This is a genomic window from Secundilactobacillus silagincola (assembly GCF_002583405.1).
GTDB classification, from domain to species: Bacteria; Bacillota; Bacilli; order Lactobacillales; family Lactobacillaceae; genus Secundilactobacillus; species Secundilactobacillus silagincola.
In genome coordinates this window covers 210,007-226,766 of record NZ_BCMJ01000003.1, presented here as the reverse complement: position 1 = coordinate 226,766, position 16,760 = coordinate 210,007, and the positions used below count along the sequence as shown (strand labels likewise).

General features: G+C 42.6%; 14 protein-coding genes and 1 other RNA gene. 3 read left to right on the top strand and 12 right to left on the bottom strand.

Features of this window, described 5'->3' with window-relative positions:
• Positions 1-220 precede the first annotated feature (220 nt).
• Positions 221-823 (bottom strand): nitroreductase family protein, encoded by a 603-nt coding sequence (locus CES82_RS05030; RefSeq protein WP_098824221.1) that lies wholly within the window; start codon positions 821-823, stop codon positions 221-223.
• A gap of 276 nt (positions 824-1,099) precedes the next feature.
• Here CES82_RS05030 and CES82_RS05025 point away from each other — a divergent pair, with 276 nt between their 5' ends.
• Positions 1,100-1,672 carry a CPBP family intramembrane glutamic endopeptidase gene (locus CES82_RS05025; protein ID WP_180245667.1) on the top strand — a complete coding sequence of 191 codons (573 nt, stop codon included), beginning with the start codon at positions 1,100-1,102 and terminating at the stop codon, positions 1,670-1,672.
• Here CES82_RS05025 and CES82_RS05020 read toward each other — a convergent pair.
• From CES82_RS05020 to CES82_RS04995, 6 genes are all read right to left on the bottom strand, one after another.
• On the bottom strand, positions 1,643-2,128 hold the full coding sequence (locus CES82_RS05020; RefSeq protein ID WP_098824219.1) for an 8-oxo-dGTP diphosphatase: 486 nt from the start codon (positions 2,126-2,128) through the stop codon (positions 1,643-1,645). The two genes, CES82_RS05025 and CES82_RS05020, sit on opposite strands and share 30 nt — an antisense overlap.
• 45 nt (positions 2,129-2,173) lie before the next feature.
• Positions 2,174-3,487 carry an ammonium transporter gene (locus tag CES82_RS05015; RefSeq protein ID WP_098824218.1) on the bottom strand — a complete coding sequence of 438 codons (1,314 nt, stop codon included), beginning with the start codon at positions 3,485-3,487 and terminating at the stop codon, positions 2,174-2,176.
• A 276-nt stretch (positions 3,488-3,763) separates the two neighbouring features.
• Complete coding sequence (locus CES82_RS05010; protein ID WP_098824217.1) at positions 3,764-4,900, bottom strand: THUMP domain-containing class I SAM-dependent RNA methyltransferase; 1,137 nt, start codon at positions 4,898-4,900, stop codon at positions 3,764-3,766.
• A 258-nt stretch (positions 4,901-5,158) separates the two neighbouring features.
• Positions 5,159-5,537, bottom strand: an RNA gene (gene rnpB, locus CES82_RS05005) — RNase P RNA component class B.
• A gap of 20 nt (positions 5,538-5,557) precedes the next feature.
• Entirely contained in the window at positions 5,558-5,905 is a 348-nt protein-coding gene (gene gpsB, locus CES82_RS05000) for a cell division regulator GpsB (RefSeq protein WP_098824216.1), read from the bottom strand.
• Between the two features lie 53 nt (positions 5,906-5,958).
• Complete coding sequence (locus CES82_RS04995; RefSeq protein ID WP_098824215.1) at positions 5,959-6,540, bottom strand: SLOG family protein; 582 nt, start codon at positions 6,538-6,540, stop codon at positions 5,959-5,961.
• Between the two features lie 187 nt (positions 6,541-6,727).
• On the opposite strand from CES82_RS04995, the gene recU reads away from it, so the two are divergent.
• Entirely contained in the window at positions 6,728-7,333 is a 606-nt protein-coding gene (gene recU, locus CES82_RS04990; protein ID WP_225364849.1) for a Holliday junction resolvase RecU, read from the top strand.
• Positions 7,334-7,357: 24 nt separating this feature from the next.
• On the top strand, positions 7,358-9,679 hold the full coding sequence (locus CES82_RS04985) for a transglycosylase domain-containing protein (RefSeq protein WP_098824213.1): 2,322 nt from the start codon (positions 7,358-7,360) through the stop codon (positions 9,677-9,679).
• An 89-nt stretch (positions 9,680-9,768) separates the two neighbouring features.
• Here the strand turns inward: CES82_RS04985 and CES82_RS04980 are convergent, their stop codons facing one another.
• The 5 genes from CES82_RS04980 to CES82_RS04960 form a co-directional block, all read right to left on the bottom strand.
• Complete coding sequence (locus CES82_RS04980; RefSeq protein ID WP_098824212.1) at positions 9,769-10,497, bottom strand: DnaD domain protein; 729 nt, start codon at positions 10,495-10,497, stop codon at positions 9,769-9,771.
• 104 nt (positions 10,498-10,601) lie between these two features.
• Positions 10,602-11,897 (bottom strand): asparagine--tRNA ligase, encoded by a 1,296-nt coding sequence (gene asnS, locus CES82_RS04975; RefSeq protein WP_180245666.1) that lies wholly within the window; start codon positions 11,895-11,897, stop codon positions 10,602-10,604.
• Between the two features lie 21 nt (positions 11,898-11,918).
• Positions 11,919-13,106 (bottom strand): pyridoxal phosphate-dependent aminotransferase, encoded by a 1,188-nt coding sequence (locus CES82_RS04970; protein ID WP_098824210.1) that lies wholly within the window; start codon positions 13,104-13,106, stop codon positions 11,919-11,921.
• A gap of 23 nt (positions 13,107-13,129) precedes the next feature.
• Positions 13,130-13,567 carry a cell wall elongation regulator TseB-like domain-containing protein gene (locus CES82_RS04965; protein WP_225364841.1) on the bottom strand — a complete coding sequence of 146 codons (438 nt, stop codon included), beginning with the start codon at positions 13,565-13,567 and terminating at the stop codon, positions 13,130-13,132.
• Positions 13,568-13,689: 122 nt separating this feature from the next.
• Positions 13,690-16,518: a helicase C-terminal domain-containing protein gene (locus CES82_RS04960; RefSeq protein WP_098824208.1), complete on the bottom strand. Its 2,829-nt coding sequence runs from the start codon at positions 16,516-16,518 to the stop codon at positions 13,690-13,692.
• Positions 16,519-16,760 lie beyond the last annotated feature (242 nt).

The window sequence follows — 16,760 nt, the reverse complement described above, 5'->3', positions numbered from 1 at the left end:
GCTCCCAAAATCAATTTTGTTTCATAGCGTAATTCTAGCATACTATCGCTTTCAAGATTAAACTAGAAATTTTGGAAAATTTATGGAAATCTATATTTTGAAGATTGATCTTATTTGTCTCAACTCAAATGAACGCCCAAAAAAGCCTGGCAGTTATCACAAATATTGTTGTGATCTGTCAGGCTTTTTTAAACCGAGCTTTAAATTTTATTTATAAAACTTACTTCAGTACTTTGAACCGATCTTCGTCAGCCATGAATTCCTTGTCGCCAGCAGGTGCTTCGATTGAACCAAAGTCCATTTCGGCACGTAATTGCCAGTTATCAGGAATATTGAACGCAGCTTTTACTTCTTCATCAATCAGAGGATTGTAATGCTGCAGGTTGGCACCCAAACCATTTTCAGCTAAGGCAGTCCAAACGGCAAACTGTGCATATCCTTGGCCCTGTTCAGCCCAGTCTTTGAAGTTATCTGCATAAAGCGCAAAGTCACTTTCAAAACGGTGAACGATAGCCATGTCCGTGTAGAACATGACTGTTCCGAATGCTGACTTGAAGCTGTTGATCTTTTGTAACGTCTTTTGATAAGCTTCTTCAGTTGGTACTTCGGACTTCAAACGTTTGGCAACGATGTCCCAAAGCTTTTCGTGGCTGTCGCCAAAGAGAATAACCGCACGGGTGGTTTGGTTGTTAAATGAAGTTGGTGCCCACTTGATTGTTTCCTTGATCAAGTTTGCCAAATCATCTTCACTGGCATTCACATTGCGGCCTAAGGCATAGATTGAGCGACGTTGTTTAGCTAAGTTTAAAAGTTGTTCTTTCATTTTATAAAGTCCTCCAATAAGTTGCGTTCATTTATTAATTTACAAGAACTAGTATAACAGCTTACTTTTTGTAAGTAAAGGTCTTTTTCGTTTTTTGCTTAAGAAGCGCACCATTATTTGTCCTTGCACTATGCGCATGCTACACTAAAAACAACGAATAACAATGAAGGACGTGACATCATGTTGCATCAACGAACAGGTCGTCAACTACTTAGTCAGTACGGCTATTTTTTTGTTTTATGGTTTGTCATACAAGTTTTTATCAACGTACCCATTATGAATTTAACAAGCGGCTGGACTGAGGAATTATTAACGGATGCCGTCAAAATGTTGATCTGGTTAGGTGTCGGTTTTTTCATGATTTTTCATACGAAAAAGGACCAATTCGAGGTTGAACGGCCCTTCCAGCTAAACTTAAAATTCAAACCACTTTATGTGACGCTTGCTGCAATCTTGGTTTACATGTTAGCCAGCGCATTTATTCAGCGACATAGTATTAGCGTTGTTGCTAGTTTTAAACCCACCATGCTGCTGCAAGATTTTTTGATTGTGGGTCTTTGTGAGGAAACCGTGTTTCGTGGTTATCTGCTAAATCGGTTACGCAAAATCGTTCCCACTGAACAGTCAGCACTCATTATTCAGGCAGTTTTGTTTGCGTTGATTCACCTGCCTAAATACCTCACGACTTATCCAGCGCTTTCGTTGATCACGATTATGGGGCAGTTAGTGACCGTCGCCATTCTTGGTTATCTGTTCGGTTGGTTATTTCTCAAGAGCCGTTCACTGTGGCCAAGTATTATTGTTCATTCTGTCTGGGATTTATTGATTGTCCTGCTGATTGGCGGTTAAGTGTAATTGGCCATTCATAGTCAAGGACATAGCAGAAACAGTTGTTGGCTCGGTAAAAATGGCTAACATTTCCATAAAGCTTTCCGCCGTATTTGATGCGTCTAAGTCGGCCAACGGCATCCAAAAGATACGCCCTTCGTCACTTTGTTTCAGAATGCCTGAGAAGTGACTTGTTCGGTACAAATAACCGATTTTTCGATAACCGGCTTGCTGATCGAACCACTCAACGCAGCCACAAGCTTCTAGCTGACTGATGTGCAGACCAGTTTCCTCAAAAACTTCCCGAATCATGGCATCCGCAACGGGTTCGTTGGGCTCAACGTGACCGCCGGGAAAGGTGTGACCAAACTTCCAGCTCACATCAGTTTTATCTTCCACTAACACTTGTTTTGTTTTCTCGTCGTAAATCATGCACATATTAACTAGTTCAACTCGTTGTGTGCGGTCGAGTCCCATGTTACCACCTCATTTACTTAGATGGTTCCATTATAAAGAATGAGTTCATTCTCGTAAACGGGCAGTTTGCCCCTTAAATTCGGTGGCATAGAGTTTCATATCGCTCTGGGCTTTAGCAACATCATCGCTAAGTTCAACCGTATAATCAGCTTCTTCGCCATGTTCGCCAATATCTAAGCCTAGCTCTTCTTCATCGGCGTCAACACGCATTGGCATGACAAGTTGCAGTGCTTTGATAAGGACAATACACATAATAGCAACGAAGGCGATAGTGCTTAAAGTGGCAGCAAGTTGAATTAAGAAAAGATGGACGCCCCCACCGTAAAACAAACCGTTTTCTGCAAGACTGCTATTCACTGATTTCGTGGCAAACAAACCCGTGGCAATACTACCGAAGATACCACTAACGCCGTGACAACCAAAAGCGTCCAGCGCATCGTCCACACCAATACGGTCCTTTAGAACGTTAACAAAGAAGTAGCTGCAACAAGTTGCAACTAAGCCAATCCAGAATGAGCCACCCACAGTGACAAAGCCGGCACCTGGCGTAATCCCAACTAAACCGCACAACGTTCCTGTGCAAACACCCACCAACGTCGGCTTACCTTTAATGAAAACATCAAGAAACATCCACGCCACCATTGCCGTAGCGGTTGCAACCGTGGTGGTTAACGTTGCTTGAACGGCTACCGTGTTAACGCCTAGAGCTGATCCAGCATTGAAACCGTACCAGCCAATCCAAAGAATGGTCGTTCCAAGCAAAACCCAAGGCAAGTTGTAATGGGTATGTGGAATGTCACCAAACTTTATCCGTTTGCCTAAGAATGCCGATAACACAAAGGCCGTAATACCGGCGTTGATATGAACCACGGTTCCACCGGCAAAATCAACTGTTCCCAGTTTAGCAAGCAATCCAGATGGGCTCCAAACCATGTGAACCATTGGGTAGTAAATAAAAATGGACCAAACAACTAAGAAAGTCAGCAAAAATTTAAATCTAATTCTGCCCACTACCGCACCAACGAACAGTGCTGGGGTGATAATTGCAAACATCATCTGGAATAACGAATAAAGACTTGTGGGAATATGAGTGCTAGTCAACGTATTTAGATTCAGGTGGCTCATAAACGGGTGGGCCCAACTGCCGAAGACACCGCCATGATCACCAACAAACGACAATGAATATCCAATTAGAATCCACAAAATAATGGCGACACCGGTCATGACAAACACTGACAGCATGGTATTGACTACGTTTCGTTTTGACACCAAACCACCATAAAAAAAGGCCAACCCAGGTGTCATGAATAAAACCAGAATACTGGATAGCACCATAAACGAGACGTTAGCAAGACTCATATAAAATCACTTCTCTCTTTGATTATGTTATGAATTCTAACATGGTTTAAAATACTATTCCAGCGGTATTTTAATGATGTCACCTCGGAAAAAGTAACAGTTGACCAGTAAACAGCGTGAACACTATCTGAGAATAAGATTAATTTTTTTAAGAATTTTCGTCGCAATGTTAGGTTTTAATACATCATTATGAATAAAAAGAGCTAATACGACTAGTCACTTCACTCATTGATTAGTCATGTCAGCTCTTTTTATTCTAGTTCGTTGAAAGTTTTCCTACTTATGTGAGCGATGTCCCCAATACTGGAAGTAGTCCGTTCTCAAGGCACCGTTGTATAATTTACGACGTTTTGTGGCCTTTTCACCATAAAACGTTTCAAACTCGAGGTCAGCAGTCAAAATATACTTTGACCAGGTGGTTAACGGTTTGAAGACTTGCCCCATTTGTTCATAGAGCTTACGGACACTCTTTTGATCACCCATCCGTTTACCATAGGGTGGGTTGGCGATGATGACACCGTCTTCCTTATCAGTCTTAAAGTCTTTGACCGCTACCTGTTTAAAGGTAATGTCATGTAACACGCCAGCGCCGTTAGCATTTAGCTTGGCGATATCGATCATTGAACCGTCAATATCACAACCGGTGATGTCGACAACATCGTCGTTTTGCTTAGCCTTTGCTTCTTCCTTAAGTTCGTTTGAAATCTTAAGGTTGTCTGGATGCCAGTTTTCGCATAGAAAATGGCGGTTGATCCCTGGCGCAATGTTGCGTGCCATGAGGGCTGCTTCGATTGGCAACGTACCAGAACCACACATTGGATCAACGAATGGCATATCGGTATGCCAGTTGGTCAGCATGATTAAGGCAGCAGCAAAGTTTTCCTTTAAAGGCGCCTCGCCCTTTTCCTGACGGTAGCCTCGTTTGAACAGACTATCACCCGTGGTATCTAGTGTCAGGGTTGCTTCATCCTTATTTAACGCAATTTCTAAGGTAAACAGGGCACCGGTTTCAGGAAAACGACTTTTACGGTGATAAGCACCCGCCATCTGATTGACAATGGCTTTCTTAGTGACCGCTTGAATATCCGGCACACTGAACAGTTTGGAGTTCTTAGAGCGGCCATTTACTGGAAATTTAGCATCCATTGGTAGCCATTGATCCCACGGCATAGCGGTAACAGTATCAAAAATATCGTCAAACGTAGTCGCCTTAAACGTTTTTAAAATAATTTTGATACGATCAGCCGAACGTAGCCAAATATTCGCCCGTAAAATATCGGTCATGGTTCCTTCAAAATAGATTCGTCCGTTATCGACACGCACGTCGTACCCTAAGTCCCGTAATTCTTGGCCAGCTAAAGCTTCTAATCCACTAGCCGTTGCTGCATATAATTGAAATTTATGTTCTGCCATGTTTTGCCTCTTTCTTTGTGGTGAGTGATTGTTTATTGGTTAAAGTAACAAGTTTCTAAAAGCACTGTCGAAACCCAGATTGTTGCCAAAGGTATGTGCCATCCCCGTTGTAGCCAAAATCTGGTAGCCTGGCTTTTGCTACTAACATTAACATCATTTTATAGGCAATTCATCACATTCCTGATGGGAACGTATTTTCTTGTCTTTAATTGCAAAAAAAAGGTGAGAGTCACCTCTCACCAATCCTGAACTGTAAATCTCTGTAAGCCATGTTCCGTACTTTATTAGATGTCAGGGACAGTCTAACAAAGCGGTAATCATCTATCTCAAGAGTAAAAACTCTTCCCCCACATTTAGTTCATTTCCAGATGTGAAGCTCCCCTACCATAGTTTGGGTTGCCCGCTCGAGGGGTTTACCAACGTTCCACCGTACCCGTTTCCGAATACGTCATCGTCGCTGTGGCACTTTTCAGGGATATTAACGCATAGCCGAAACCTTAGCGCGTTTTCCCGCCGTAACTTCTTGCGAAGTCCCCCGGCTTATTTTTTCACCGAGCACGAACACTACAAGCATCTCAGCTTGTGCGAGCATGGACTTTCCTCAGCCGACATAAGCCGACCGCGATTACCCGAGATTTACAAGTTACTATCAAATTATTAAAGACGGTGAGATGCGTTAGCACCACTGTCTACTTGAGAACCGAACACGTGGCGTTCCAAGTTAGAAAGACGCTTCAAAATATCCATGTTAGTCACATTAGTAGCTGGCTGACTTGGTTGGGCAGCGGTTGTGCCCCCAACGGATAACTGCTTCGTCAATTCATCAACTTTAGCACGCAGACGTTCGTTCTCGTCTTGGAGGTGCTGATTTTCCTTCGTGAATGTTTCGTAGTCCTTAATCACATTATCTAAAAAGCTGTCGACATCAGCGGGATCATATCCTCGCATCTTTTGTCTGAACTCTTTTTGAAGGATGTCTTTTGGATTATAATTAATGGTTGCCATTTAAATACACCTCATCATTTATTCAACACCAACATTTAAGATGTTAACAAATTTTAGTTTGAATTGAAACCCTTATTTGAATTTTTATCTGAATTTTCTCCAAATTCATACGAAAATTCCTGTAATTGATCGAAATCAATCATTTGCAAGGGGTAATCATGCTGCCCTTGCCAGTTTACAATTGCATCATAATCGTAACTCGATTTGCCTTTGTTGTCTACATCGTATACTAAAATTGCACCGTCAGTATGGTTTAACATGAATTCTTGGTAATTTCTTAACTGTTGCGGTGATGTATAATCATGGTTACTAACGCTAGCGTGAAAATCAACTTGGGATAGTAACGTCGCTAATTTGGCTTGGTTCTCCGGTTTCCAGTTACCACCGAAATGGGTAAATGGCGTCATCATGGCAACTTGCAGTTCAGGATATTCAGCTTTTAATGATAAACCCACTTGGGCAGCCCACTGTTCAATTCCCATCTGACCACCAGTAATCAGCCATGTCGTTCCATCGTCAATTGCCGCTTTGATCAGCTGTTTCAGTGCGTATTGCAGAACTAAAAATTTGGGTTCTTTATCGGAAAATACGCCTAATTCATAGGCACGGTACCCCGTTATCCAAACTCGTTGCATTTCTCATCCCCCTTTTTGTGGTATCATTTCAACCATGAGTGTTGTGCAAAAACTAATTTCTTACATAATACTTAAGTTAATAGTTTCATATTCCAGTTTTTATTCACGAAGCAACTTGGTATAATAAGCGTAACTGGGTACGGACTTTTTTTCAACATTTTACTATAGAAAAGAGATGATCCAGCCAGTGACAATCCATTATCCTAACGGGACAAAATACCAGCCGCAAGCAACTCAACATTCAACACATGCGCATGCATCACTAGTGAAGCACGGTGGCCGCGGTATGACGCTAGAACAGGAAATCAACGAAAGCAATCAGTATTATCTGGCCCACGATATTGCAGTTATTCATAAAAAACCGACTCCTATTCAAATCGTCAAGGTAGATTATCCTAAACGTAGTGCTGCGGTAATTCGGGAAGCTTATTTCCGGCAAGCCTCAACCACTGACTATAACGGAATTTATCGTGGCCGGTATATCGATTTTGATGCAAAAGAAACAAAGGAAACAACGCGTTTTCCTCTCGATAATTTTCATCAGCATCAAGTAGAGCACATGCGTAGTTGTTTAAAACAAGGTGGAATTTGTTTTGGTTTAATCAAATTTGCCACGCTTGATCAATTATTTTTATTAAAGGCAACTGATTTAATCAAATATTGGGATGCACAGGATAATGCGGATGGTCGGAAATCAATTCCCATGTCCGCATTTAAAACTTCCGGCATACCAATAAAATATTCTCTCAACCCCATTATCGCTTATCTTGATGCGGTTGATCAACTCATTTAACGCCTTAACCAAAGGAGTCTATTTATGTCAAGCAATCAATCTAATCCTCAGACACGCTCGGAGATACGAGCCAAACGAAACCGCGGTCCTAAGGGCCATCACACCATCTGGCGAATACTCAAATGGGCGGTCGTTGTTTTTTTGGCAGCTATACTATTAGGTGCAGTTGTCTTCTTCTATTACGCACAGGGAGCGCCAAACATTTCACAGTCTGCACTTGAAAGTGATACTTCAACGAAGATCTATGATTCTAACAATGATGTTATTTCAAGATCAGGTGCACAGAACCGTGATTATGTTAAATCGAAAAACATCCCTGAACAGTTAAAATCAGCAGTTGTTTCCATTGAAGACCGTCGTTTCTACAAAAACCACGGCGTTGACCCCATTCGAATCGTGAGTGCTGCTATGCACAACGTCACAGGTTCCTCGCTTGGACTTCAAGGTGGAAGTACACTGACCCAGCAACTGGTCAAATTATCGGTCTTTTCAACTGCACAGTCTGACCAAACTTTAAAGCGAAAATCACAGGAAGCTTGGTTAGCAATCAAAGTTGATCAGACATACAGTAAACAGCAGATCCTCGAATTTTACATTAATAAAGTTTACATGGGCAATGGTGTTTATGGGATGCAAACGGCGGCTCACTATTACTATGGTAAATCACTATCCAAGCTTAACCTGCAGCAAATGGCAATGTTAGCTGGTATGCCACAGAGTCCAACAAACTATGATCCCATTCATCATCCGCAATACGCGAAGTATCGTCGTGACCAAGTACTCGATGCCATGGTTTCTAACAAAGTCATTACCTCTGGTCAGGCTGCTGCTGCTAAAGCAACCAGTGTTCAAACTGGCTTGGCTAAAACGCATCCCGTTAGCACGGTCAATTCAGCTAATCAAAAGTACATTGATGCCTATTTAAAAGAGGTTTATGCTGAGCTTAAAAGTGAAGGTTATAATACCAACACGGATGGCCTTCGAGTTTACACTAACCTGAATATGTCAGCACAAAAACACCTCTATAGCATTGCGAATAGCAATAATTATGTGGCCTATCCAAGCAATAAATTCCAGATGGGTGCCACAATGGTGGACCCACACAACGGTCAAGTCGTTGCTATGTTGGGTGGCCGTAAAACGGGTAACGTTACTTTTGGTCTTAATCGTGCGGTTCAAACCGATCGCTCAAGTGGTTCAACGGCTAAGCCAATCGCGGATTACGGTCCAGCCATCCAGTACTTGAAGTACCCAACCTATCAACCGGTTCAAGATACGCAATACTACTATCCAGGTACGACACGTGAGCTTAACGATTTTGATAACCGTCATGAAGGCACTATCACCATGCGTAAAGCACTGGTAGAATCCCGAAATATTCCAGCGGTCAGAACTTTAGATGCCGTGGGTATTAACCGTGCAACTGACTTCTTAGGTAATCTAGGAATGACCTTTAATGATAAATTGACGTTGCAAAACGGGATTGGGCTTTACATTTCGACTGAACAGGAAGCCGCTGCATATGCCGCTTTCGCTAATGGTGGAACCTACTACAAACCCCATTTGCTCAATCACGTTGTTACCGCGGATGGCAAAACGCACAATTACGGTGTCAAAGGAAAGCGCGCAATGTCTCCGGCAACTGCGTTTATGATCACGGATATGTTAAAGGGCGTTATGACCAGTTCTAACGGATCTGGTACCGCGGCTAATATCTCCGGACTCTATCAAGCGGGTAAGACTGGGACAACTGCCTATCCTGATGATTACGCATCACAAGTTCCTGGTGACGCAGCCATGGATTCGTGGTTTACTGGATACACTAAAAATTACTCGCTTTCCATTTGGACTGGGTATGACAAGCAATTCCAGGCAGGTCATTACATTCCTGAGGCACAAACCAAGATAGCTCAAGAAATTTATCGTTCCGAAATGAGTTACGTCCAGCAAAATGCAAGTAATACTAACTGGACTGCCCCATCAGACGTGGTCGCTACACGCCGAAACGGAACAACTGAATATTACGTTTCCGGCTATCCGGGTGATGCATCTACCGCCACAAACGATGGTAGTAGCAGTAGCACGAATACCAATGACACAACCGGTAACAATGAAGCAAATACGAATAGCTCGTCAAGGCCATCCAGTTCCACTGAGAGTTCAAGCACCTCTACCGAACAGCGTCCAACTGGCGGTAATGGCGGTGGTAACGGAAATGGTAATGGCAACAATAACAATAACGACACGCAAAATACCAATTCAGCTTCTACCGATAGCACATCTAATAATGCTAACGCAAATTCTGGGACTGGTAAAAGCAACTCGTCAACCAAGAGTAGTCAATAATTAATAAAACTCAAAAAAGACCAGATTTCGATCAATCATCGAAATCTGGTCTTTTGCTGTTTAGCGTATCATCGAATCGGTAACGACGTTTAGTTATCTTTGGGTTTCTCACCAATCTTGAACATGGGAATATGAGGTAAATTTTTTTGCTTTTTAGTCCCATTATTAGCCTGATTTACGCTGGTAGCGCCCTGATTCTGCTGACGGTGCTCGCGTTCCTGCTGAACCTGTTCAGGCGTTGTCAGGTGCTTTTTTTGCCAGCTGAGCAGGATTCTGTCCATATACTTTAAGTTATAAACCTGATTCAGTACAGCCTCTTTTAAGGCTAACCGAATAATGCCCACCTGGTAATGATCTTTATCCAGCCACTGAGAAATCATTTCTAACTCAATGGGTGACAGCGGTCGACCAAATTCAGTCTCAATTTGGTTAAAAATCGTCTCACGATCATTATCCACCTGGCTGGTCACAGTCTCTGCTTCGGCCTTTTTAACGAACTGAGCGAGTTTTTCATACAGTAAGGTAAAATCATACGAATCTCGTGCTAATTGTCCCGGCTGTTGCACGGTATCAATCTGCATTAACCGTTTACCAATCATCGTGTGCAGTTCCTGAAAAATCTGGTTATCAGTCAACCCCACTGCTTTAGCAATCGTCTCAGTTTGTGGGAAACTAATGCCACGGTCGTTGTAACTCTTAATTTGCAGGTAAATCAGGAATTCAGTGTTACTCATCCCCAATTCACGATAATGCTCCAATAACAGTGTTGCCACCGTAGTCTGGCCAGATTTAATTAAGGTATTCGCAAAACTATCCATCTACTGACCTCCAATCTTTTGATGCAACTTTTAACGACAAGAAACTCCCCCATGCGCCCATTATCCTTAGGCTTTGGAGAAGTTCCTGTTTCAAACATATACGTTTACGGGTAAATACGGTTAAGCAAACGTGGGAACGGAATCGCTTCCCGAACGTGGTCTTCGCCTGTAATCCATGTAATAGCTCTTTCAAGCCCCAATCCAAACCCTGAGTGAGGAACACTGCCATACTTACGAAGATCTAAGTACCAACTGTATTCCTTAGGATCCAAACCGGATTTGATGATTTGATCGTACAGGTAATCGTAGTCGGTTGCCCGCTCAGAACCACCAATAATTTCACCATAACCTTCAGGCGCTAATAAATCCGCACAAATGACAACGTCTTTACGCGTTGGGTGTTCTTTCATGTAGAATGCTTTGATAGCCTTAGGGTAGTTTAAAACAAACACAGGCTGCTTGAATTGATCAGCTAAGAAGGTTTCTTCCGGTGAACCGAAATCAACCCCCCAGTCAACGTCAAAACCGTTTTGCTTAAGCATCTCAACGGCTTCATCATAGCTAATTCGAGGATAAGGTAATTGGGTATACTGTTTAAGCGTGTCGATATCACGGCCAAGTACTTCAAGAGCGTCCTTGCAGTGATCAATCACGTTTTGAACTAAGAAAGCAATGTACTGTTCTTGAATTTCCAAGCTTTGTTCCTGATGCATAAAGGCCATTTCTGGCTCAATCATCCAAAATTCAATCAAATGACGACGAGTCTTGGACTTTTCAGCACGGAAAGTTGGTCCGAATGAAAAGACTTTATCAAAGGCCATTGCGCCGGCCTCTTCGTATAGTTGACCAGATTGTGAAAGATAAGCATCACGATCGAAGTATTCCGTGTGGAACAAATCGGTTGTCCCTTCAGGAGCACTACCTGTCAAAATTGGTGCGTCGATTTTAGTGAAGCCCTCTTTGTTGAAGAATTCGTAGGTGGCACGAATGACTTCGTTGCGAATCACCATGGTTGCATGAGGACGTGATGAACGTAACCATAAATGACGGTGATCCATCAAAAAGTCGACCCCGTGTTCCTTAGGTGTGATTGGGTAGTCTTCACTTTCGCCAATGACTTCAATATCCTCTACAGCGATTTCATAGCCAAATTTAGAGCGGCTATCTTCATGAATGACACCCGTAATCCACATGCTGGTTTCTTGCCGGAGCTCTTTAGCAAGTTCAAAAACTTCTTCAGAAACGTTATTTTTCAGCACAACGCCTTGGAAAAAGGCGGTACCGTCACGCAATTGCAAGAAAGCAATCTTCCCGCTGGAACGCTTGTTTGTCAGCCAAACACCAATTTTAACTTTTTCGTCAACGTGGTCTTTGGCATTAATGATGTTAATCTGTTGCACAATGTAACCCCCAATGAATAATTAGTCTTTAAATTGTACCATGAAAGCCTTGATTCTAGCCATAGCTGTTTTAAGTGAATCTAAATCAGTGGCGTAACTGATGCGAACGTGGTTTTTGACGCCAAACGCGGAACCGTCTACCAAAGCGACGTGTGCCTCAGCCAATAAGCGACTGACCAATTCTCCAGAGGTAGCGATACCTGAAAGCTTTAACGCCTCGCTGACATCTGGGAAAAGATAGAAGGCGCCTTGGGGTTTAACTTTTAATTCAAAACCCGGAATATCGTTTAGTAACGGGTAAATCGTATTTAACCGTTCTTCAAAAGCCTTACGCATCACTTCAGTCTGAGTTTGATCACCGGTGAAGGCTTCCAAGAGTGCATACTGACTGACTGCAGTTGGATTGCCAGTAGCGTGAGACAGAAAGGCGGAAATTTTACTGATCAATCGTTCATCAGCGACGACATAGCCCATTCGCCAGCCAGTCATAGAGTAAGTTTTACTCCCACCGGAAATGATGATGATACGCGGATCTAACTCGTCACCTAACTGTGCAATGGAAGTAAAACTGGCACCGTTATATACCAATTGACCATAAATATCATCCGTAATAACCATCAAATCATGCTGTTTGGTCCATTCATTTAGCGCAGCTAATTCCTGTTGATCATAAATCACACCAGTGGGATTTTCAGGACTATTGAGCACAAAAGCGACGGTTTTATCCGTTAATTTAGTCTCAAGATCAGCTGTCGTTGCTTTGAAACTCTCATCCACTGGTACAGAAACAGGTACACCGCCAGCTAATTTGATCTGTTCGGAATAACTAACCCAGTATGGTTCTGGCAATAACACTTCATCACCAGGATCAAGAATGGTTTGAAAAGCACTGTACAGTGCCATTTTGGCTCCAGTGGTAATCGCAACGTTTTGTGCTGTGAGTCCTTGCAGACCATAGTCTCTAGTCGTCCGTTGTGCCACCGCAGTCCGTAATTGCGGAATGCCAGCAGCCGGAGTATAAAAGCTCGCCTTGCCTGCGTTAATGGCATTAATAGCCGCCTGTTCGATATTTTTAGGTGTTTCAAAATCAGGCTCACCAATGCCGAGGTTAATGACGTCGATGCCGTCAGCAATCATTTGTTTCGCTTGAGCAGAAACTTTCATAGTAGCTGATGGTTGAAGCTGTTGTGCACGCTGTGAGATTTTCAAAAGATAGCCCCCCTAGGTACTTATTAAATATTTTCGATAGATTGTAATACCTTACCAGTTTTAAAACTTAACGTTTCGTAACAGAGTTGTCCTTTTTGATTCATGTAGCTGATCACCCATGCAGGGTTACCATTAAACACACTCAGTGCTGCTGAGAGGACTTTTTTCGGATTTCGTTTTGACCAGACCTGACTTAATGCTTGGTCTCGGGACATGCCATTAGATTGCTGTAAGGCAACCACGTGTCCGCCTTTTTGGGGAACAATAATATATACTGACTGGTTTTGATTATTCTTGCCAGCAACTGTGTAATAGGTTTGGTCCAAATTGGTCCAGTAGAACCCATTATCAGTTTTCAGACCGGCATATTTCTTAGCAATTTGTACCGACTGAGCTTTCGCCTTAGTTACTGGGGAAGTCGCATGGTGGATTCCCCCAAAGATCAATAATAGCAAAACCACGACTATACCGAGTACGGTGAGCAAGATTCGATTGCCCAAACGTCGCCGGCTTGCATGTTCCCTTCTCATGTTCTTTAATACGCCTTCTTTCAGTTGTCACTGCCCATAATTATAGCAAAATCTTAGCTGAGGTGACCGATACTTTTGTGTTTTTTAAAAAATTTAGTGATATCGCTGAGTAATTGCGGTGTAGTTCCCGTCATAATGGGTAAACTAGCCGGTAATGTTTTGATAATCGTTTGACCATAATGACGTGTCACCAATCTGCTGTCCAAAACAATTACGACGCCATAATCCTGACGGGTTCGAATCAACCGGCCAATCCCCTGGCGTAGTCGTAAGGTGGCTTTGGGGAGTGATAGGTTATAAAACGGGTTTTTGCCCTTAGCTTTCATTCGTTCGTACTGAACCTTGGTTTCTAATTGATCAGGTGAATCAAAGGGTAAGCGCGCAATGATCAGCAACTGCAGTTTATCTTGCGGTAGGTCAATTCCCTCCCAAAAGCTGGCAGCACCTAGTAAAACCGCGTTATCTTCGTCCATAAACCGTTTGATCAGTTTTTCTTTTGAACCAGAAATCCCCTGTGCTAAAATCAGGCGTTCTTTGGGATGAATGGCATCGGTTAGTGCACCGTACACCGACTCGATTGCTGCTAAAGAATTAAAGAGTACCAATGTGGGCCGGTCGACCTTTGCCAGGGTCTTGATCAATGTTTGAGAGACATACTGGTTGTATTTATCCTCTTCTTTGATATCTGGTGCATCGTTGCTGATATACATCTTAGCCTGAGCTTCAAAATTAAAATCAGATTTTAACCGTCGCATTTTCACAGCACTTCTATCAAGATCTAACTGATCATACAAGTACTGAGAACGATTTGACGAAAAGAGTGTTGCTCCCGTAAACATTGGGGCTTGAAAGTGCGAATAAATCTGCTGTGACAGGAAACCTTCAACAGTCATTAAATTTGAAGCAATCATAATATGCGTCAAGTCGTTGCTAATGGTGAGCCAGTATAGGTAACTGCCCGTACCAGCCTCTTCATGCTGAGGTGCCAGCCGAATTGTAGATAGCGTATGCCATGCATCCGTCAAAGCGTTGACCGCATGGCTGAAACGCATGAACAATTCTTCATCGCTTTTTAGCCAACGGTTAGATTGCTGATAAAATGACTCCGTGATCTTAGCCAGTTTATCTTGGAACTTACCGACTAAAATATCTAATTGTTCAAATAAACCCTTGCGCTGATTAAGAAAACTCACCCAATCAGCTTCAGAAATCACGATTTCTTTATAGGGTTTAGTGAACTTACCGCCAAATTGAGTCTTAAAATGACTAGTCAAATAGTCGCTTAGGGCCTTCAATTGGCGATTGAATTCAATCAGCCAGCGATAAAAGGTATTTAAATCTTCATTTAAAGTTAAGCCATCAGTCGCAGCGTTTAAACCGTATTCATTATCGGGATCTAAAAGTTCCATCAAGCGACGGCCAGTAGAAAGTGAAACTTGAAAATCAAATTTCTGCCGCTGCGTTTTAAGTGCATAGTCAGCCAAATGCTGAGCTTCGTCAACCACTAAGTACGGTTGGCTGAAATCATCACCCAATAGATCTGCATGCTGTATTAGAAAAGCATGATTAACGATAATAAAACGTGTATATTTTAACCGTTTATAAAGCCGTCTTAGAAAATCATCTTCGTAAAAGGGATCCGTATCCGTTAAATCAGTCATACCATGATGGTAAACACTGTCTAAGTATGGCGGTTCGTTTTTAAAATGCAGTTCGTCTAAATCACCCGTTGACGTTTGGGTCAACCAAACTAGCAGCCTGAGTTTGATAAGCTGAGTCTGTTTAGAATGGTCTGCTTGGCTCAGGGAAACTTTAAACCGTGACAGATCCAGGTAATGTGCGTTCCCCTTCACCACTTCCGCGTGGATTTCAAAGGGCAGCATTTCTTCCAGCAAAGGCATGGTTTGATTGATAAGCTGATTCTGCAGTAAAACAGTATCAGTGGCAATGACCACTTGTTTATCGAATTTTTGGGCTAAATAAGCCATCGGTAAGGCGTAACCTAGTGTTTTACCGGTACCAGTAGGCGCCTCAACAATCAACGGCTGGTTGGCCGTTTCCGCATCCGTATACTGCCGGTAGACCAGATTCATCATCTTAGCTTGATCAGCTCGCCATTCAAAGTGCTTTGGGAATCGCTTTAGTTTATTCTTTTTGGTTCGAGGATAGGTGTACTCACGATCATCAGTTGCCGTTAGAACTGGGGTTTTACGCAATGCAATCCCGTGAGAAACGTACAGATTATCGGGTAAACTGCGCGGATTTTTACGAACTTCTGCGAGTCCCCATTTGAAAACTTCACCAGTATCTTGAGGTAAGTCAGCATCTTCTTCAACCATTTGCTGTAACGTCACGATTGGCAATTCAAGCATCCGCTTAAACAATACAATCAGCAGTTCGCCAGTTACCAGCGCGTCATCGTTAGCAGTGTGCGGATGATCATGTTCAATGCTGAGATACTGTGTCAAATCGTGCAGGCGATAACTGGGGACCGTAGGCAATAAAATCTGACTCAGGGTCACGGTATCGATAGCTTGAATATCGAGTTTGGGGTAACCCACCCGCTCTAACTCGGCATTAACAAACGGAAAATCAAAGTTGACATTATGTGCCACAAAAACCGTATCGGACAACAAACTGTAAATCGTACCGGCCACGTCATCAAATAGTGGTGCCCGTTTGACCTGTGCTTCGGTAATTCCGGTTAGTGCCTGAATGGATTGTGGAATTGAAGTTTGTGGATTAACGTCTGTATTAAAATGGTTAATAATTTTGCCATTTTGTACCAGGACGCACCCAAATTGAATCATTCGGTTGCCTTCAGCAACGTTAGTACCGGTCGTTTCAATATCGACAACGGCATAAATTGTATTTGCATCCATTAATTTCACCAAATTCTCTATGATCTATCTTTCTTCGTTTATCATACTACACTTGGTTCACAGGCGGAAGCAGACGTTTATAGATGAACCCGTTTTGAAGCGTCTAGAATGAATTTTCGAGCTTAACCGTTCTTAATAAAACATTAAATTTACCAAATTTACAACGGTGAATTTTCGCCTTTTCTTGTAACGATTACCTATTTGTCGTATGATACCATGTGTTTGTAATCATTTAAAAGGCA